The organism is Clostridium folliculivorans, from assembly GCF_024341905.1.
Lineage (GTDB): Bacteria > Bacillota > Clostridia > Clostridiales > Clostridiaceae > Clostridium_AR > Clostridium_AR folliculivorans.
The window spans coordinates 46,735-67,543 of sequence record NZ_BQXY01000005.1 but is presented as its reverse complement, the minus strand read 5'-3'; the positions used below and the strand labels follow the sequence as shown (position 1 = coordinate 67,543).

At 31.5% G+C, this 20,809-nt stretch carries 18 protein-coding genes; 2 read left to right on the top strand and 16 right to left on the bottom strand.

The genetic code is table 11. From position 1 onward, the window contains the following. Nucleotides 1-71: 71 nt before the first annotated feature. Complete coding sequence (locus OCU55_RS15130; RefSeq protein ID WP_183279122.1) at nucleotides 72-416, bottom strand: PTS sugar transporter subunit IIA; 345 nt, start codon at nucleotides 414-416, stop codon at nucleotides 72-74. A 403-nt stretch (nucleotides 417-819) separates the two neighbouring features. On the opposite strand from OCU55_RS15130, the gene OCU55_RS15125 reads away from it, so the two are divergent. Then, on the top strand, nucleotides 820-3,495 hold the full coding sequence (locus OCU55_RS15125) for a sigma-54-dependent transcriptional regulator (protein WP_261853134.1): 2,676 nt from the start codon (nucleotides 820-822) through the stop codon (nucleotides 3,493-3,495). 69 nt (nucleotides 3,496-3,564) lie between these two features. Here OCU55_RS15125 and OCU55_RS15120 read toward each other — a convergent pair whose 3' ends face one another. The 3 genes from OCU55_RS15120 to OCU55_RS15110 form a co-directional block, all read right to left on the bottom strand. After that, nucleotides 3,565-4,383, bottom strand: coding sequence for a Cof-type HAD-IIB family hydrolase (locus tag OCU55_RS15120; RefSeq protein WP_261853133.1), 819 nt, complete (start codon nucleotides 4,381-4,383; stop codon nucleotides 3,565-3,567). 105 nt (nucleotides 4,384-4,488) lie between these two features. After that, on the bottom strand, nucleotides 4,489-6,039 hold the full coding sequence (locus OCU55_RS15115; RefSeq protein ID WP_261853132.1) for a nitrite/sulfite reductase: 1,551 nt from the start codon (nucleotides 6,037-6,039) through the stop codon (nucleotides 4,489-4,491). Nucleotides 6,040-6,236: 197 nt separating this feature from the next. Next, a complete protein-coding gene (locus tag OCU55_RS15110) occupies nucleotides 6,237-7,076 on the bottom strand; it encodes a Cof-type HAD-IIB family hydrolase (protein WP_261853131.1) in 840 nt (279 codons plus the stop codon). Between the two features lie 223 nt (nucleotides 7,077-7,299). Here OCU55_RS15110 and OCU55_RS15105 point away from each other — a divergent pair, with 223 nt between their 5' ends. Beyond that, complete coding sequence (locus OCU55_RS15105; RefSeq protein ID WP_261853130.1) at nucleotides 7,300-7,509, top strand: hypothetical protein; 210 nt, start codon at nucleotides 7,300-7,302, stop codon at nucleotides 7,507-7,509. On the opposite strand, the gene OCU55_RS15100 is transcribed toward OCU55_RS15105, so the two are convergent. The 12 genes from OCU55_RS15100 to OCU55_RS15045 form a co-directional block, all read right to left on the bottom strand. After that, on the bottom strand, nucleotides 7,487-8,905 hold the full coding sequence (locus OCU55_RS15100; RefSeq protein WP_261853129.1) for a glycoside hydrolase family 1 protein: 1,419 nt from the start codon (nucleotides 8,903-8,905) through the stop codon (nucleotides 7,487-7,489). The two genes, OCU55_RS15105 and OCU55_RS15100, sit on opposite strands and share 23 nt — an antisense overlap. 312 nt (nucleotides 8,906-9,217) lie before the next feature. After that, on the bottom strand, nucleotides 9,218-9,817 hold the full coding sequence (locus OCU55_RS15095) for a nitroreductase family protein (protein ID WP_261853128.1): 600 nt from the start codon (nucleotides 9,815-9,817) through the stop codon (nucleotides 9,218-9,220). A 462-nt stretch (nucleotides 9,818-10,279) separates the two neighbouring features. Then, a complete protein-coding gene (locus OCU55_RS15090) occupies nucleotides 10,280-10,441 on the bottom strand; it encodes a hypothetical protein (protein ID WP_261853127.1) in 162 nt (53 codons plus the stop codon). A gap of 542 nt (nucleotides 10,442-10,983) precedes the next feature. Then, the gene (msrB, locus tag OCU55_RS15085) at nucleotides 10,984-11,445 is read right to left on the bottom strand and encodes a peptide-methionine (R)-S-oxide reductase MsrB (protein WP_261853126.1); all 462 of its coding nucleotides are present in this window, start codon (nucleotides 11,443-11,445) and stop codon (nucleotides 10,984-10,986) included. A 141-nt stretch (nucleotides 11,446-11,586) separates the two neighbouring features. Next, the gene (locus tag OCU55_RS15080) at nucleotides 11,587-13,032 is read right to left on the bottom strand and encodes a DUF5050 domain-containing protein (RefSeq protein ID WP_261853125.1); all 1,446 of its coding nucleotides are present in this window, start codon (nucleotides 13,030-13,032) and stop codon (nucleotides 11,587-11,589) included. Nucleotides 13,033-13,308: 276 nt separating this feature from the next. After that, entirely contained in the window at nucleotides 13,309-14,658 is a 1,350-nt protein-coding gene (gene glmM / locus OCU55_RS15075; RefSeq protein WP_261853124.1) for a phosphoglucosamine mutase, read from the bottom strand. 324 nt (nucleotides 14,659-14,982) lie between these two features. Further along, nucleotides 14,983-15,807 carry an ABC transporter permease gene (locus OCU55_RS15070; RefSeq protein WP_261853123.1) on the bottom strand — a complete coding sequence of 275 codons (825 nt, stop codon included), beginning with the start codon at nucleotides 15,805-15,807 and terminating at the stop codon, nucleotides 14,983-14,985. Nucleotides 15,808-15,819: 12 nt separating this feature from the next. Further along, nucleotides 15,820-16,644: an ABC transporter permease gene (locus OCU55_RS15065; protein ID WP_261853122.1), complete on the bottom strand. Its 825-nt coding sequence runs from the start codon at nucleotides 16,642-16,644 to the stop codon at nucleotides 15,820-15,822. A gap of 10 nt (nucleotides 16,645-16,654) precedes the next feature. Next, a complete protein-coding gene (locus tag OCU55_RS15060) occupies nucleotides 16,655-17,653 on the bottom strand; it encodes an ABC transporter ATP-binding protein (RefSeq protein WP_261853121.1) in 999 nt (332 codons plus the stop codon). 160 nt (nucleotides 17,654-17,813) lie between these two features. Further along, on the bottom strand, nucleotides 17,814-19,112 hold the full coding sequence (locus tag OCU55_RS15055) for an MFS transporter (RefSeq protein WP_261853120.1): 1,299 nt from the start codon (nucleotides 19,110-19,112) through the stop codon (nucleotides 17,814-17,816). Between the two features lie 128 nt (nucleotides 19,113-19,240). Then, entirely contained in the window at nucleotides 19,241-20,029 is a 789-nt protein-coding gene (locus OCU55_RS15050; RefSeq protein WP_261853119.1) for a polymer-forming cytoskeletal protein, read from the bottom strand. Between the two features lie 18 nt (nucleotides 20,030-20,047). Next, a complete protein-coding gene (locus OCU55_RS15045; protein ID WP_261853118.1) occupies nucleotides 20,048-20,797 on the bottom strand; it encodes a cell shape determination protein CcmA in 750 nt (249 codons plus the stop codon). Nucleotides 20,798-20,809 lie beyond the last annotated feature (12 nt).

Sequence of the window (20,809 nt, the reverse complement as noted above, 5' to 3'; positions counted from 1 at the left end):
AAACTTTATATAAACGAAATCATCAAATGATTTCGTAACTATACTCTTAAAAATAATTGAAATTTTGACCTCTAAATATGACTTAGTTGAACCTGATTATTTATTAAATTATTAACTACTTTCCTTAATTCAATTATCTGTTCAATAAGATTTTTTTCAGATATGGAAGTCATCAAATGATCTTGGGCATGTACAAATAATACTGAAATTTCAGTTCTTTCCCCTGCTGCTTCTCTTTGAAGTAAATCTGTTTGAACATTATGAGCTAAACTTAATGCATGATTTGCCTTCTCCATCATTTCCTCAGCCTCATGATACTGCCCTTTATTTACTTTATCTAACGCTTCATAGGCATAGGCCTTTGCATCACCAGCATTTACTATGATATCTAGTACAATCATTTCTAATTCATTCATTTATAAATCCCCTCTTTCTCCTGATAATCTTTACACTTATTACATAGCAATTCACATGCCAAACACTATTTCTATACATTTTGATAAGGTTTTCATAAACTTTATATCTTATTCTTTTTTAGTGTTAAGGTATTTGTTATTAGTGTTTAAAAAGTAAGTTCTAGAGTTTAACGTATATCATAATACAACTTCTAGTGTTTATAATATTTGACAGTTTAATATTAAGTGTTTAACTAGGAATGAACAGCCTCCCGTTAGTTAATTTAATGACTTTAGAATACTATAAGCTTATAAATTTTTAATTTTAAACTTCTTAAAACCACTCTTACTATAGTCTGAACATTTACTTTACTGTATAATTAAATCAAGTGTATATTTTTTCCACAAAGAAGGAGGGCTTTTCTTGAAAATAGATGCAATATATGAAAAATTGTTAGAAGTGGATCCTGAACAAGGTATTGATGCAACTACTTTAGCATCAGTTTTAAATATGTCCAGATCAAACGTAAGCCACGAACTTAATAAATTGTTTAGAGAAGGAAAAATATTAAAAACATCCACCCGCCCAGTGCTATTTAGCGTACCTCCGGATTTAGTTAAAGCAAAATCTAACATGAACAAATTAGATTTCATGCTAAAGACTCAAATAAGTTTAAAAAAGGCTATAGAACAAGTTAAAGCGGCTATTCTTTATCCTCCAAAAGGAATTCCTTCATTAATCTTTGGTGAAACTGGAGTAGGTAAATCAATGATAGCCTCATTAATGCATCAGTATGCTATAGATATGGGAATAAGAGAAAAGGATTCTCCTTTTATAGTATTTAATTGTGCTGATTACAGTAATAACTCACAGTTATTAACATCAAGGCTTTTTGGAGTGAAAAAAGGTACCTACACTGGAGCAGATTCAGATAAAGCTGGATTAATAGAGAAAGCAAACGGAGGAGTTCTATTTCTTGATGAGGTTCATAGACTTCCACCTGAAGGTCAAGAAGCCCTATTCACATTTCTTGATAGTGGACTTTTTATACCTTTAGGATCTGATATCCCACAAAAATCTGATGTACTGATAATAACTGCTACTACTGAGGATCCTTCATCCTCCTTATTGCAAACCTTTACCAGAAGAATTCCCATGGTTATACGAATTCCTTCTTTAAAAGAAAGGTCCTTAGATGAGAGATTATTTTTAATAAAAGATTTCTTCAAGAAAGAAAGTATTAAGATAGGCAGAGATATTTATGTTTCACTCAATACTATGCGAGCACTACTATCTTATGATTGTCCTAGTAATGTTGGACAGCTCAAGAGTGATATTCAGTTAATTTGCGCTAGAGCCTATTCTGAATATCTTACTAATATAAAACCTGACGTAAGAATAAGAAGTTCTAGTTTACCATCTTATATTAAAGAAGGACTTTATAAAGGCAAGGAGCATCGTCTACTTTGGAACAAAATCGTAGGAACAGAGATAGAATTTTTTAAATTCTCAAACTGCTGCCATAACTTGCAAGATGATATATCCGATGAGGATAATTGCATATATCAATTAATTGAAGAGAAATTAGAAGCGTTACAATCCCAAGGTATATCTAATATAGCCATCGAAAACATATTAGAGAAGAATATAACAAAATACTTTCATAGCCATGTTATTGGGGTTTCAGACGTAATTAATAGAAAAAACCTGCTCACTATTATAGATAAAGACTGTCTAGACTGCGTAGATAATGTGGTATATTTTTTAACTACTGAACTTAAAAGAAGACTAAATAGCAAAATTTACACTGCCTTAGCTCTTCATATAAACACTTTAATCAATAGGATAAATACAGATAACAGTATTGTTAACCCCGATTTAGATAAATTCAAAAATCTTTATCCTCTTCAATATGAGATTGCTTCTAAGGCTAAAAAAATAATTGAAAAATATATTAATAAACCAATTCCAGAAGATGAGGTAGGCTATCTCACAATTTTTCTTCTGCCTGAAGATGAGTTTGAAAATAGTAGAAAAGAAAAAGTAAAAATAATATTAATTGCTCACGGTCACTATACCGCTACATCTATGGCTGATGTAGCAAACCAGTTATTAGGTGAAACTTACGTTATAGGTATAAACGCACCTCTTGAAGTAAGTCCTTTAAAGGTTTTGGACAAGCTTAGAGCATTAATTAGAAACAAACCAAATTCCAGCGGGTACCTTTTGTTAGTGGATATGGGATCTCTTACAACCTTTGCTGATGCAATAGTAACTGAGTTTAATATACCAGCTAAAGTGGTGCCACTAGCATCAACTCTTCATGTACTTGAAGCAGCTAGAAAAGCTCTCCTTGGCTTTTCATTAGAAGAAATTCACAAGGAAGTAACAGCGGTAAATTCATACTTTCAAGGCGATAAATCTGATTTAAACCTTTCAAAGGAATCTAAAAAAGTTGCTATTATAACAGCTTGTTTAACTGGTGAAGGGGCCGCCGTAGCGGTAAAAAGTTTCCTAAATAATACGCTTAAATATGATAAAAATTACTTTGAGATACTACATTTAAGTTGTCTCCATAAGAACCAATTTGCTAAAAAGTTAGAAGAACTAAGAAAAAGAACTGATATATTATGCATTATCTCCTCTTTTTCTGTTTCAACAGATATTAAACAATATGAAATGTATGATGTAATTAATATGAAAGCAATACCTGAAATCCAAGAAATGATTGATGTAAAAACAACTTTCTTCAAAATGCCTTCGCTACTAAAAGAAAACATAGATAATTTTGACGGATATGAACTTTATAACGCCGCACTATCGACAGTAGAAAGGATTCAACAAAACCTTTCTATCAAATTGGCAGATGAAAAACTTATTGGTATCCTTCTTCATTTATCATTTATGGTAAGCAGATTGTCTAAAAGTGACTACTCTATAGAGTACTTACAAAGAGATGATTTTATAAGAGAAAACCGATATTACTTTGATATAGTAAAAGATAGCTTACAGCCACTAAAGGACAAGTACCTTATAAATATATCTGATAATGAAGTATGCTATATAACAAGCTTCTTTTTAAATTTTTCTTTTGCCTAAACTAAACAGCAGTACTTAGACAAATACATAATACGCCTCAGGAACTAACCTGAGGCGTATTATGTAGCATTAGCTATTCTGATTTAATATAAATTTCTCGATGACATAAGAAACTCCATCTTCCTCATTGCTTTTAGTCACAAACTTAGCTAAAGCTTTTATTCTATCTTCTGCGTTCCCCATAGCTACACCAAGACCTGCATATTGAAGCATTTCTATATCATTATCTGCATCACCAATGGCTATTATCTCTTCTCTAGATATTCCAAGATACTTAGCCAGACTTTCTACTCCTAAAGCTTTATTACAATCTTTGTTCATAAACTCTATCATATATCCTACAGTTCTAATAACACTATACTCTTCTTTTAAATCTTCAGGAATCTCATTCATAATTCTGTCAAGTACATCACTTTCTTCTTCAAGAACAACCTTATGTATTTCATCATTATCGTTGATCTCTTTAAGAAAATCTACTTTTCTTACCTTTAAGTTTAATCTTTTTTCCTCAGCTTCTGAGAGTTTACTTAATTCACTTACAAAATCTTCTTTCTCAGTAAAGGCATGAACATAAGCACCTAATTCTTTTGTTCTAGTATAAATATATTTAAGATCTTTACCTGTCAGTACTGCACTACTACTTACTACAGAATAGTCTGAGCATCTACATATTACAGCTCCATTAAGACCAATCACATAGTCATCTTTTCCGTTAAGCCCTAGCTTGTCTAAGTAATTCTTTATTCCTTGAACTGGTCTGCCTGAAGTTAATACTATCTTTATTCCTAAATCCATTGCCTTCTTTATACTATCTCTTGTAGCATCTAATAAAGATTTATCATTTTGAAGAAGAGTACCATCCATATCTATTGCCATAAGCCTGTACATAATTCACCCCACCCTTTAAATTAATTATTATATAATTGAATTTTAAGGTTCTCCCTAAAGAAATCAGAGAGAACCTTAAAATTTTTAATACTATAAGATTTATTTTTAAACTGTAAACTTAGTTACTAGTTGTTTAAAGCTTTCTTCATTCTGCCCTAACCAGTTAATAAATTCTACATTTTCTTCTTTAATAATGTTAGCTAATTCAAATAAAAATTGCGGAACTTCATCTTGAAGTATATCCCCATAGGAATCGCCTAGCCTAGTAATACCCTCTCCTAATGCACCTTTAACATAAAGTTCAAATACATTTTTAGATTCGTTATTTACTCTCTTCATCTTTCCTTGGAAGCCTATAGTTCCGATTTCATGTACTCCACATGAATTTGGACATCCTGATATATGAACCTTAGGTAATATATCTTCAGTTAAGCCTTCTTCTTTAAATCTAGCTATTATTTCTTGTAAAGTTTTTTGTCCATTTAATATACCAATTTGGCATGTAGGTACACCGATGCAAGCTACTGATTGTTCTAATCTAGTTTCTCCACCTAATGTTTTTGTAAGATTTATTAATCTTTCAGCTTCCTGTCCATTAAGATTTCTAATGTATAAACCTTCATTCATAGTAAGTCTTACTTCTGTTTCATCGATAATTTTTAGTTCATCCAATAACATTTTTAAAACTGATAACTTTAATTGTCCTCCTATTGGATGGAAGTATACACTATAAAGTCCTTCTTGCTTTTGTTTAAAAAGTCTAGGACTATTTAAATCTGTTTCAGAACCTTGCTTTACCACTTCTTTAGTCACTAAATCTAATTCTAGGTTTTGTGTTTCCTTTACTTGAGCTAAGTGCTTTTTATAACATTCTATAAATTGCTCAGCTCCCATTCTTTCCACTATGTATCTAATACGAGCTTTACCATGATTTTCGTAATCACCTTCAGCAATAAATAGACTAGTTATAGCTTCTACATGATATAGAACATCTTTAGGTTCTACTAATTCATCAAATGGCACTGCCAATCTCGGATTTCTTCCGATTCCACCACCTATATATAATTTAAAGTATTCTTTGTTATTTTCTTTTATTGCTAAGAATCCTAAATCAGTAACTGTTGCGTGAGCCTCATCTTCATTGCTGCTTGCAAAAGCAACTTTAAGTTTTCTAGGCAATTTATAGCTTCTTATCTTACTTACAAAATGCTCATTAACTTTTATAGCATATGGAGTTACATCAAAAGCCTCCTCAGGATCAACCCCTGAAAGTGGCGAAAGTGCTACATTTCTTGGATAGTTCCCACCTGCTCCCCTAGTATATATTCCTTCCTCTAACGCTGCTAACATAATCTCACATATATCATCTATTCCTAGACCATGCAGTTGTATTGCCTGCCTAGTAGTAAGATGTATTCCATCAAGATTGTATTTGCTTGCAAAATCATATATTAATTGAAGCTTATCAATTGATATTACTCCTGAAAAAGTTCTCAATCTAACCATAAATTCTGTTCCACTTCTATGAGAATATACACCCATCCCGCCTGAAGTTTTCTTAAAATTATTCCTATTTATTTCTCCACTTAAAAACTTATGTCCTACTTCTCTAAAATTTTCAATATCATTTATTAACTGTTCTTTTAAATTTCCCATTACTTTCACCCCAATAAATAAAGTTATATTTCTATAAATTACGCATTCTTATACAAAAGTATACTACTATATTTATTGTAAGTAAAACCGTGATTTTAATCACAAACCTATTTAGGCACTTAAAATGCCATTAAATCTTGTTCTATCATTATCTAAGATAATTTTCTATTCAAAGTATACTTATCAGAATAAAAGGATTAAATTAATTTATACTTTACAAAACTATTGTAAATGCCTCCCTCATCATGAGTATCAGTGATATCATATGCAATTTCTTTTAACTTATCATTTGCATTTCCCATGGCTATACCATACTCTACAAATTGAAGCATCTCAGAATCATTAACACCATCTCCATAAGCATAGCAATCTTCTTTAGGTAAGCTAATATGTTTAAGAAGCATCTCTATTGCAATTGCCTTATGTATTCCTGGTAACGATAATTCACCACTATTTTCCCCAAAAGCAGGAATAGTAGTTGGTATAACATTAAATTTATCTTCAAACTCTTTCTTTATTTCCTCTATTGATATGTATGATCCTAAGAAAGATACTTTATTAATATCACTTCTAAACAAATCCTCATCTTCTATTAAACAATCTATGAAAGGGGCCATCCCTTTCTCAAGTTCTTCTCTTTCTTTAGAATCTAGGTTAGGATCTCCAAAAAATATTTCTCTAAGATGTTTTTTACAGTTTCTACTTGCATATAATCCACCATTAGATTCCAGATAAAAATCTATATTATTATCATTAAAGTAAGTTACTAGATGTCTTACATCTTCATCTTCAACTCTTTTATGAAATAGCACCTCTTCTCCTATTTCAATATATCCTCCAGCAGCTGCTATAACTCCATCAAATCCAATTTCCATTATGTGATCAAAAAGCTCTGCCTTTGAACGGCCTGTACACAAAAATACATAATGCCCATTTTTTCTTGCTTCCTTTACTGCGGACTTTGCACTCTCTGGAATTATCCCATTATCATTTACCAAGGTGCCATCAACATCTAAAAATATTACTTTCCTACTCATTTGATTTCTCCTCTGCTATATAAACTATTAATTTATGACTAAAAAGCTAGTAAATTACTTAAAATTGCTAGGTTTAATTTGAAAGAAACTCTATATCTTTCTGTACAGTAAAAAAGGTTAACTTTTACATTAACCCTTTTGTACAATCAGATTTTTCATTCACAAAATTTGAAACCCATTTTAAATCAATCTTGAAATTAAGTCGTTATTATGGAGATGCTATATGAGTGAGCAATTAGAATTAAATGATTTTCAGAGATGTAATAGCGTAAAAAAACTGTATTGTCCGAACGCAGTGAGTTATACAGTTTTAGCTATGAAATCGGAGAAAATCATATTAATTCTCTGCGAAACTCATCAAAGCATCGGATATAGTGACGACTTAATTTCAAATACATTAATAGTATTTATTAAGCTAAATCTTCTCCATTAGTCTCAATTACTTTCTTATACCAATAGAAACTCTTCTTAGGTCTTCTGCTCAAATCACCATTTCCGTCATTATCTCTATCTACATATATGAATCCATAACGCTTTTTCATCTCTCCAGTAGATGCACTTACTAAGTCTATACAGCCCCACATAGTGTATCCCATAAGTTCAACACCATCCTTAACTGCTTCTTCCATCTCAACTATATGATCTCTTAAGTAATCAATTCTGTAATCATCATTAATTGAACCATCTTCTACTACATCTACTGCACCCAATCCATTTTCAACAACCATTACAGGTATTTGATATCTATCATAAATATGGTTTAGTGTCCATCTTAACCCTTTAGGATCTATCTGCCATCCCCAATCAGAAGCTTTTAAATATGGATTTTTCAACCCTCCAAGTAAATTTCCTTTTGCTTCTTCTTGCTTAGCTGGATCAGCACTTACGGCATTAGACATATAGTAACTAAATGAATAGAAATCTACAGTACCTTCTTTTAGTATATCTAAATCTCCATCTTCCATTTTAATATCTATACCCTTTTCTTCAAAATGACGAAGAGCAAATCCTGGATAGTATCCTCTTACCTGAACATCTCCACAAAGCATGTTTTGTATTTGATCAGCTTTTTGTGCTAATAATATATCATCTGGATTACATGTAAGTGGATAAAGAGTCATATATGCAATCATACATCCGATCTTAAAATCAGGATTAATTTGATGTCCTAATTTTACAGCCTTAGCACTTGCTACAAATTGATGATGCAATGCTTGGAATCTTAGCTTAGCTGAGTCTTCTCCTTCTTTAACTAATACTCCGCCTCCCATGAAAGCACCAAAATCAATAGTTAGACAATTTATCTCATTAAAAGTCAACCAGTACTTTACCTTATCTTTATATCTTTTAAAGATTGTTTCACAATATCTTACATAACAATCAACAACTTCTCTTCCTGCCCATCCATTATACTTTTGAGTAAGTCCAAATGGAGTTTCATAATGCGATATTGTTACTAGTGGCTCAATCCCGTTTTTCTTTAACTCATCAAATACATCATCATAGAACTTTAACCCTTCTTCATTTGGCTCTAATTCATCACCATTTGGGAATATTCTTGTCCAGTTTATTGACATACGAAAAGTCTTAAATCCCATATCTCCAAACATTTTTATATCTTCTTTATAGTGTCCATAAAAATCAATTGCTTCATGGCTTGGATAATATGTTCCTTCTTCCAAAATAGGAGTAATTCTTCTTGGACTTGTATGAGTTCCACCTGTCATCATATCAGCAGTGCTTGGACCCTTACCATCTTTGTTCCATCCACCTTCAAATTGGTTCGCAGCTGTAGCTCCTCCCCATAAAAATCCTTCTTTCATCTTCATAAAAATACCTCCTAAAAGTTTAAAATAAAATTCTAAATTATATTAACGTTTATTATTTATTACTCTAAATTACTCTACAGCTACATTATAACCTTTTCATGCTAATGAATTTTTTCTAATTTTGAAAAAATTCAATCATGCTTTTAGATATACTATTTATTTAATAAAAATAAATTTGGGATATAAAACACCTCTACAGGTAATTTTATATCCCAATATTTTATATAAAAAATCTTTAGGTTAATACCTTTAGATTTGTTTACACATATACCTCGCAAACCTTATGTTAAGATTGTTTGGTCTAACTATATATTATTTAAATACTTTTACTCTTTCTTCTAGTGGTTGGAACTGCTTTTCTCCTGGTTCTGCAGTTGGCTTTCCAAATGGCATTTGACCGATTAGCTTCCAATTGTTAGGTATTCTCCATTCTGCCTTTACATCTTGTTCAATAAGCTCATTGTAGTGTTGTAATGAAGCTCCAAAGCCTTCTAGTTCTAATCCTGTCCAAACAACAAATTGATGCATACCACTTGCTTGCTGAGACCAAACTGGGAAGTTGTCTTTATAAAGAGCAAATTGCTTTTGCAATGATTCAACTACACTATTATCTTCAAAGAATAAAACTGTTCCATATCCATTTCTAAATGAGTTGATTTTTTCTTCAGTAGAACTGAATTGATCAGCTGGAACTACTTTTCTTAAAGCCTCTTTTGTAATATCCCATAACTTGTCATGCTGAGCTCCTAATAATAATACTACTCTTGCACTTTGTGAGTTAAATGCTGATGGTACATATTTCACTGCTTTTTCAACTACTTCTTTTATTTTATCATCAGAAACTACAGCCTCTTTACTAATCCCATAATATGACCTTCTAAGTTCTATTGCATCATAAAAATTCTTTTCCATTTATATTACCTCCAATTAAAATTTATATTTTATATATCCTACTAGATTTTTATTTTCATAAATAATATTTTAATATATTATTGTTATCAAGTAACTTATTGTAACTTGGTATATTTAAATTATATGATTTTAATTCTCAATAGTCAAGTATTTTCATAAATTTTTTTAAATGTTTTTACCATATAACTTATATTATGTTTTAAGTGGTTGCTCATATTTATCCACAGATATAATTGAGTTATAAATTTCTAAAAAATAAAAAACATAAAAGATTCATACTATATCTTCTATGTTACTATAGTGCACTATATTCATTTTATATATTCGAATTCTCCTCTCAAACCCCAGAGGAGTTTTGAAAATAGATTTCGGTTCGAACTGAAATATCTATTCCGCTAAACAGATAAACAAAAGAACCCGATGTAAAGGGTTCTTTTACTGTATTTACTATTTTTATCTTAATTATTCTGCTATAACAGATAATCTTTCTAAATCAGCAATTATCACTCTTACTAAATCAAGTTTTCCTCTTGCATAATCCTTGTCATTTAAGTACTTCATACCTAGTTCAATGCATCTTTCTGTTTCTTTATATTCACTTAATAATTTTTCTAATTCACTCATTAATAACACCTCTAAATTTTAATAAAATCACACCTGATTGAATTTGTACTAATATTTTTTAGCTTTACCAATCTTTCTCGGTAGTGCAATACCGTGGGACATCCGCCGAAAACTCGATACTTCCCATCCTCGTCAACTTAAAGATCTTTCAATCTAATTAAGTCCTGGCGCTTTTCTTTACAAAAGGTTTTAAATTTAAGTTTTATCCTAATGAAACTTCTTAATTTACATAACCTCCTCTCTATTAATAATATGTAAATCTCATATTTATTGAACCTTTTTCTTCTGTATGATTAATATTATTATTGCATGGATTTACCACTTCTTAATTAAATTTTAGCACACTATATCTATTTTCAGCCTTCATTCATTAAAATTTATTAATTCATTAAAAAGCCTTTAATTCTAAATGTAAAAAGCAAGCTATAAAACTTATCATAGCTTGCTTTTTAACACTTTTGCATTATATTAATAGGCTTATTTAATTATTTACTTCACATTTGTAGTTATATAGACGCTACGTTCCTATAAACCTCTTTTTTCTAAATAATTTTATTAAATAAGGTTAAGTATTCAGCATATCCTTCTTCTACTAATCTTTCTTTAGGGATAAATCTTAAAGCCGCTGAATTAATACAGTATCTGAGACCACCTTCTGCTTCTGGACCATCTGTGAACACATGCCCTAAGTGGGAATCAGCATCTGCACTTCTTACTTCTACTCTACGCATATCATGAGTTAAATCAGCTTTTTCCTTTATGAAATCATTATTTATAGGTTTTGTGAATGCTGGCCATCCACAGCCTGAATCATATTTATCGTTTGATGAAAATAATGGTTCACCTGACACGATATCAACGTATATGCCATCCTCTACATTAGTATCATATTCATTTGTGAATGGTCTTTCAGTTCCATTATTTTGAGTTACTTCATATTGGATTGTAGTTAATCTTTCTCTTAATTGTTCATCACTTTCTTTAGTGTATTTATTATTTGCCAAAGTTTTTCCCTCCTGTAGCTATGTTAATTTTTATTTACTTTCTTTGAATGTACCACTTCGTAATAGAACTTATTATTTAAAAATTCTCTCACCAAAAGCCGTGAGAGTTTTTAAAAAAGATTTCGGTTCGAAGTTGTATATCTATAGTTTTACTAATTTTATACAATTACTAGTTATATCTCTGTAAGTTAAATACCTATCGCATACATTCACATCTGTAACACCTTTTGCGTCTACTACTTTTTTCTTTGATGAATCAGACTCATCAATTACATATATGCCTTCATTATTAGAGTAATATATTTTATTATCTGCTATATTAACACATATAATATCTTTCTCTAATACTTTATCCTCCTTAGTATCTATATCTTTCATGTGTAGTTCTCCTATTGGATGGCTAAAGTAGTTATAATTTATATCTTTATCATTTAACATAAAACTATACTCGTATTTTTGTGTTGCCTGGGAGTACTTAGGTAGCATTTTATCCTCTGGATTTTTTATTAGTATTTCACCAGTATTTAAATTTCTTGATTTTAAATAATCATAATCTATATTTGAGCTTTTATCACTTACAATTTCATATTGAAAATACTTTTCTGTTGAACTATCTGGATAATACTCCTTGTAAAAAACTTCTTTATTATTTACATCCAGTATATCTGCATATTTCCCTTGAGATAAAATTTTGTAATTCTCTCCATTAGTATTTACTCTAAAAACTTCAGTGTAATACTCTGAATTTATATACCCAGTTAATCTTGTTCCTATTATAGTATCATCAATCACTCTAAGATTATAAAATGTAGTTATAAGATTCTTTTCTTCTTTTACATCAGTCAATTTTTTCTTATCTGTTCCATCTAGATTCATCTTATATAGATTGTTATTATCTTCACCATTTACAAAATAAACAGTTTTATCTTTTTGAACCATATGAGATTTATTATTTATGTTCCCTTCTGTATTGCCTGTAAACTTCACTATGTCTAACTTGCACTCTACAGGTTTATTGATCAGCTCTAGATTTCCGCCTAATATATATGTTCCTGAAGTATCAGTGGTAAGAGGTTTCGCAAACCACTTTACTTTAAATTCTACTTCTTTTTTATCTATGGTAAGTGCCTTTACTGTATCTGGCATTACTAGATTTTGGCCTTCGTAAATTTTTATGCTCTCTTTATTAAATTTTAGTGAGTTTATTATTTCATCTAACCGTGACTTAAAGGCTTCTTTATCGCTTGTCTTTTCTATATTATCTTTTAATAAAGTTATGGCACCTATAATATCTCCTTTACCTTCTAAAGCTTGTGATTTTATAAGTATAGCTTTATTATCTTTATTAGATATCTTAAGGACCTTATCACAGTAAGTTATAGTATCTTGATATTTTTTTGAGTTCATAGTTATTTCTGCTCTCTTTATGTAGTAAAAGGTCTTTATCTTGTTTAGGTTTGTACATATCGAAACTATTATTACCAATACTACTAAAGCAGAAATCATCATAATTATTGGTTTTTTTAAACTCTTTTTGTTTTCTATCTTCTCCGCTTCTGCATCATTACTTGATTCATCTATCCTCATTAAACACCCTCCAAAAAAGCTTTCTTACTATTATATTTTTACTAGGGCTTGGTTATTACTGGATAAGAATCATAACTTATTTTTATAAACTTTCAGTAACAAAATTCTTTAATATTAATACAATATTATTAAGATATTTTAGAAAGGATTTTTGTATAAAAAAGAACATACTAAAAAAGCCGCTGAAATGACATTATTCAGCGACTTTTTTAACGTATATGCCTTCCCGAATGAATATGCGGAAACTTACAGGCGAATAAGTTTTATCTTTTTATATTAATTATTAGCTTTTTGCTCAATCAATTTAGCTAAATCATGAGCCATTTTATCTATTTCTTCTTGATTTTCCCCTTCAAGCATAACTCTTACTAATGGTTCTGTACCAGAAGGTCTTATAAGAACTCTTCCCACTCCATGAAGTGCTTCTTCTATTTTCTTTATTTCATTCTTTATTTCTTCATCTTCTTCATGTATATTCTTTTTCTCATTCGGAATCTTAGCATTGGCAAGAACTTGTGGCAATTCATGCATTATAGACGCCAATTCACTTAAAGTCTTACCGCTTTTCTTTATTATCGAAGCCATTTGAAGAGCTGTAACTAGCCCATCACCTGTAGTGTTGAAGTCTAAGAATATGATATGACCAGATTGTTCCCCACCTAATACATAACCACTCTTAACCATTTCCTCAAGAACATATCTATCTCCAACCTTAGTATCTACTGTCTTTATCCCTTCTCTTTCACAAGCTAGCTTAAGACCCAAGTTACTCATTACAGTAACTACTAATGTATCATCCTTTAATCTTCCTAGTTCTTTCAAATGCTTTGCACAAAGAGTCATTGCGAAGTCTCCGTTAACAAGCTTGCCTTTCTCGTCTACTGCAAGACATCTATCAGCATCTCCATCAAATGCAAAACCTACATCACAACCTTTTTTTATTACATAATCCATTAGTTCTTCTGGATGAGTCGACCCACAATTTTCATTTATGTTGGTTCCATCCGGGTTATCATTTATAACAAATACATCCGCTCCAAGATCTCTAAAAGCTTGAACAGCCGCAGAATAACATGCGCCATTAGCACAATCTAAAGCAACTCTAAGCCCTTCCAAATCAAAAGCTATTGTTTGCTTTGCAAATTCTATATAATCTTCTAAAGCTCCAACTTCTCTTCTCTTTCTTCCTACATTTTCTCCTGTAGGGCTTGGTACACCTTCAAAATTGCTTTCTATAACTCTTTGTATTTCATCCTCTAGCTCATCTTGAAGCTTATATCCTTTATTGTCAAAAAACTTAATTCCGTTGTATTCTACTGGATTATGGGATGCTGATATCATTATTCCAGCATCAGCTCCGTATTCTCTTGTTAAATAAGCTATTGCTGGGGTAGGTACAACGCCTAGGGCTACTGCTTCCGCTCCCACTGATAATATTCCTGCAACTAAAGCTGATTCAAGCATATCACAAGATATTCTTGTATCTTTTCCAACTAATATCTTAGGTTTATGGGTTCCTTCTGTTAATACATATGCCCCAGCTCTTCCTAAGTTGTAAGCTGTAAGTGCAGTAAGCTCAGTATTAGCTATACCTCTAACTCCATCAGTTCCAAACATTCTTCCCATATAATATATACCTCACTTTTGCATTTTTACTTTTTTGTACAGATGACTCTCTATATACTTAAATATAGACTTCAAAGCATTCTTACAATAAACTGTGAGAGTTTTGAACGTCGTTTTTTACGTAGAAAAAGTTCATCTTTATATATGACTTATTTTATCAAATTAAGATTTTACTTAAACACATAACTGTTTAATTTGACAAACGAGCTATAAATAGCCCCTAGTGTATATTATATGAATGTTACTGCAATTAATCAACAACGAAGAAATTACAATACGTTTAATTTTCCAACAAAATCTGATATAAACTTTTTATTTCTCCCTTTAATATCCAGATAGTCCTCTTTCTCTACATTTCCCCTCAACCTTCATGAAGATAAAATAGCCGAGCCAAAGCAATGTAAACATGAATCCACATAGTATTATGAATTGTAGTCTAAGATCAATTATAGATTTTTGTCCTACAAGTATTGCTCTAACACTGTCATTAAGGTATGTTAACGGAATGGCAAAAGCTATTGGCAATAAATATTTAGGGAATATTTGAATGGGAAAATATCCTCCAGAAAACCCTGATAAAAGGGAATTTGATATATCCACTACGGTATTAGCATTTTTTATTATCAGTACTAAACTTGCCATAATTAAACCTAGCCCAATCAATGATATAATTCCTGGACACATGTATAAAAGTGCTTTTATAATATTACCATTTATATTAAACCCAAATAAAAAATGACAAACCATGCCAGTAACGACCACTTCAACTGTGCATCTTAAAAATTCAAATATAGAACTTGATACCACTAGTATTGCTCTATTAACAGGAGCAGTCCAGTTAGATTCCAATACGCCATCCATCATCTCATCTTTCATAGAAAAACCAACACTCCACATCGCCGCACCACTATAAGCTGAAATCATAAACCCAATTACTAAAAACCCCATGTAATCGGAACTTCCAGTATAGGCTTGAAATCCACTTAAGCTATTTCCCTTAGAAAACACCTTAGACATAAAATAAAACGGACTTAGCCATATTATTGGATCTACTATAAAGAAAAATATATTTAGCGGATACCTAAAATATATTTTAGCTTTCATTATAAAACGTGCTCTAATAACTCTCATGACTTTTTTTAACTCCAAATTAGCACCTCCCTAAAACCTTTCTAAAGATCCTTCCATCTTTACTTTTCTCTCTACTAAAACAAAAACCAATCTTCCTATTATAAGATATATCAAACTTACTATTAGACATGTAATTATCTGACTCGATGCTGATTTTATACCTTCACCTTCAACCATTACTTTTCTAGCAGCTTCAATCCCATAGGTAAACGGAAAAATCTTAGATAAGGCTTGCATCCACTCAGGCATAACACTAATAGGAAATGATATTCCACATAGTATCATAACTAAACCTCTTACTAGTTGTACTGCTATGTTAGCATCTTTAAGCCAAAGAACAAGACTTGCAAATATCATTCCAAAGCCAATTACACCTGGAATCATAACAATAAATATAGCAAGCCATTCCAATAAATTTCCTGAAAAATTCATTCTATAAATAAAGGTATACTCAACCATACTTACAAATATATAAGTAAATCCTATAAATATATTAACCAAGGCTCCACCAATTAATATATCAATCTTTTTTATTGGGCAAAGCCATAAAGACTCTAGAGTTCCTCTTCTCTGTTCTTGTCTTAAAAAAGTCCCAAAGGTCCACATCATAGTATTAACCCACATGTATACCATAACCCCTACTGCTATAAAAGCGGTGTAATTAGTAGTTCCTGCTATTTCTTTAAAGGTATTAAGTCCTCCTTGGTCAGGTCCTGCAAGCCCAACTGCACTTAGTATATATATTACCGGAAACATAAGGGGCCATATTATTAGCCCAGGTATCCAATCCTTATACCTTGTGACTTCTGTAAACTCCTTTCTTCCTACAGCAAGAATAGTTCGTATTCTATTCATAACCTCACTCCTAATCCCTAAGTTTCTTTCCTGTAAGATGTATAAACACATCTTCCAAAGACGGTATTACAACATTCATGCTTTTTATTGATATCTTATTTAATCCAAGAAAATCTATTATTTCTTGAACTATATTTTCTTTTTCCTCATGATGTATTAATACTTCATAGCTATTTCTTTCTTCCATATAACTTACAGTTACACTTTTTATACTTTCTAATTTTTTAAGCTTAGAAGTTATCTCATCAGAAATACTATTTACTTCAACCTTTATACTTCTTACATCACTTATAGTCTTTTTAAGATTATCTGGGGTATCTAAAGTTATTATTTTGCCTCCATCCACTATTGCAATCCTATCACATAAAAAATCCGCCTCTTCCATATAGTGTGTTGTCAAAAGGATTGTCTTACCTTCATTTTTAAGGGATGTTATTATCTCTCTTAGGTTTAATGCTGATTGAGGATCTAATCCTAGAGTTGGTTCATCTAGTAAAACCACGGGAGCATCAGGAATTAATGCTTTACCAAGTGCAACCTTTTGTTTCATACCAGTTGAAAACTTTTCTACTGTTTCATCCGCTTTTTCGATTATATCTAACTTTTTTAATATTTTTTCAGCTCTAAGTTTAGCTTCCTTTTTAGAAAACCCATATAAAGATGCAAAATACTCTAAGTTCTCTCTTGCTGTAAGTTTCCAGTAAATACTCCTATCTCCTGCTAATACTGTACCTATCTGACCTAATGCTTTAGAAGATTCTTTTTCCACATCTACCCCATTTACTAGCACTCTTCCAGATGTAGGTCTAAGAAGTCCTGTAATCATTTTTATAGTTGTGGTTTTTCCTGCTCCATTGGGACCTAAAAGTCCAAATATTTCACCTTTATATATGTCAAAAGAGACTCCTTCAACAGCTATAAACTCTTTCTTCTCAATAACCTTCAAAAACTTCTTTTTTACTGATATAAAAACCTTCCTCACATTCTCAACCTGAACCACTTTTTTCATTTATTTACAATCCTCCTTTTCAAAAAAAGCCGCTTAAGCGACTTTCTTCTGTGATTTTTTTCTCATCTGCCTTTACAAATATATACGTGGAAACTTACGGGCTAATAAATTTTATTCTTTACTATATAGCCATAAAAAGCTTATAAACTCATTGAAATATCTACATTATATCTTGTATAGATTGTTTTTCCGGATCATAGTTAATAACTTTCTTTACAGACTTCATGAATGCAAAACATATAATAAATAGAAGAGTTGCCCCAAAACTTCCACATATAACTTGTTTTGCACCTAATATCCCTCCAAGAACTCCACCTATGACCATACCAATTGGTGAAAGTGCCTGAGTAAAAGTACCAATCAAAGCAAATACCTTTCCTCTCATATCCTGTGGAACGATAAGTTGTGCTGTTGTATTTAATAAAGTGTTAAGTACTGCATTTAAGGCTCCTGCTATAAATAAGAGTATACAAATAGCATATATATTTTCAGTGATAGGCGCTATCATAATCATAGCCATGCTTATAATCCCACTACTTACAAAAACAAAAAACTTATTTTTAGGTGCTATCTTTATTATTGATAAAGTCAGCATCCCGGAGATCATTCCTAGAGTAAATATTCCCATTGCAAGACCGTATTTTTTTGCATCTAATCCTGGTGTAGAATTAAAATAAGGCATCAACAAAACGAAACCTACTTGTGCAAAAAAGTTGATAACGCATGCTAATATGATAATATTTCTTAAGCCCTTAAATTTTATTGAAAACTTAAGTCCATCAACAAAATCTTCTTTAAAATTAGATTTTTCCTTTTTATGAATAACCTTAGGAACCTTTAAGAATAACTCAAGAGAACCAGAGAAAAGATATGAAAACCCATTTAATAAGAACATTATAGGCGCTCCCAAAATTGAAAAAATTGCACCACCAGCCATTGTTCCTATTAAATTGGCTCCTGTGTTTGACATTTGATAACTAGAATTTGCCTGTAAAAGTCTTTCTTTAGGTACTAAATCAGGTAATACCGAACTTATGCTGGGACCAAAGAACGCTGAGCATAGACCAAGTATTATCCCTGCCGCCATAACCATCCATACAGACCCTACCCCTTTGTATATCGCAAAACCAACTGATACAATTGCTACCCCTCGTATTAAATCAGCTAGTATAATAATCAACTTTCTATTTGCTCTATCTACCCAAACACCTGCAAAGGGTGATATTGCAATCCTCGGAATCATTGTAATTGCCATAATGGTTCCCATAAGAGCCGAAGATCCTGTAACTGCTAAAACCCAAAAGCCTAATGCAATTTCATAAATTGCATCTCCAAAACAAGATACAAGTTGCCCTTGCCAAAGCAAAAAGAAGTTTTTATTCCAAAGTTTTTTTGTGCCTTTCAAAGCACCTTCATCTGTAGTATCGGAATATTGAATTTCTTTTATTTCTTCACTCATAGCTTCTTCTCCCATTTAATAATTATTAAAACATAATCACTTTTTTATGCTCCATCATTTTTAATATTCTTAGAGCATCTTCTTTCATAAATAATCTCCCCTTTTTATCATTGTGTATATTAACCATGCTATATTTTAATCTGATTTTTCACAATTGCTCCATCTAAAATTGTTATGTCTTCACTGTATTCTACTGTATCTATTTCACATCTTTCGCCTATAGTTATATGTTTACCTCTTACAATATTAGCTTTAGTTGCCTCAAGATATATGTTATCTCCTTCGATGGAATCACAGATTAATCTACTTTTCCCAGAAGCAAATCTTATAAAACTCATAAGAAAAGAATCCTTGGATCTGAGTCTCACTTCAATTTCCTTTCCTCCAATTTCATTAGTTCTGCATTCTCCTCCTGGATTTATTTCTATCTTTTCTGCATTTAGCATCTCACCAATATTAAATGCGCCATAGCAGGTGAATTGTTCTGCTTCACAATTACCACCTATTCTTACTCCACCGAATATCTTTATATTATCACCTTTTAAATTGCCACCAACTTTAGAATCTCCTGATATTTTTAACTGTCCTACAGATAAGTCTCCACCTATTTTTGAGTCTCCACTAATCTTCATCTCGTCGCTAGTTATATTACCATTAATAGACGAAGCTCCTGATACTGAAAATACTGAGCTTTTTACATTCCCTTTTATTGAGGTATCTCCACTTATTTTAAACTCCTGGCATAGCACATCTCCAACAACATTAGATGAACCTGAACATTTAAAATCAACACAATCTAAATCCCCATGAATCTCACCAGCACCACTAATCTTTACAGAATTAAACTTCCCTCCACCAAACTTACCTGATCCTGATATCTTCAAATCTGATCTATCACTATAATAACTTCTCTCCATTATTAAATTCCTCCCTTTCTACAATTGAACCTGCTCTATAACTTTGCTACTTGGATCAATAGCTATAGTATTATGATATTCAACTCTTTGAATGGTACATTTTTTTCCTATAACAACATCACTACCTCTTACAATTCTGGCTGTAGTTGACTCTAAATAAATATCGTCTCCTTCAATAACGTTACAATCAAGTTCATCAAGAGCATAATTAAATATAGCTTTAGTTATTTTAGACAGAATTCCTACGCTCCAAATTCCAATCTTTACCTTTATAGTTCTTCCGCCAATTTCAGAAACTTCACACTTACCACCAATTTCAACTGATATGTTTTCACTATTAAGAAGCCCCCCAATCTTAAATGCTCCAGTACATTTAAAATCTTCTGCTTCACAATCTCCAACTATACTTGTAGCTCCCTGTATATCAATAGTTTCACCAGTAAGATTTCCACATATTTTTAAACTTCCTTGTATGTTGCTTCTCTTACTATTTAAATTTCCACCTATCTTCCCAGCTCCACTTATGTTGCAAGCTTCGGCATCCACATTTCCTGTACATTTAGTAGCGCCACTAACATTATAGGTTACAGCCTTTACATTTCCTTCAAACTTTGCTGCACCAGCTGCCTCAAATTCAACACAATCTATATCTCCATTAATCTTTGCTGCTCCACTAACCTCTACTCTATTAAATCTGCCACCACCAGACCTTCCAGCTCCTGAGATTTCTAAATCTCCTCTATCCTCATAATATCTATCATTCATCATACCCCTAACCTC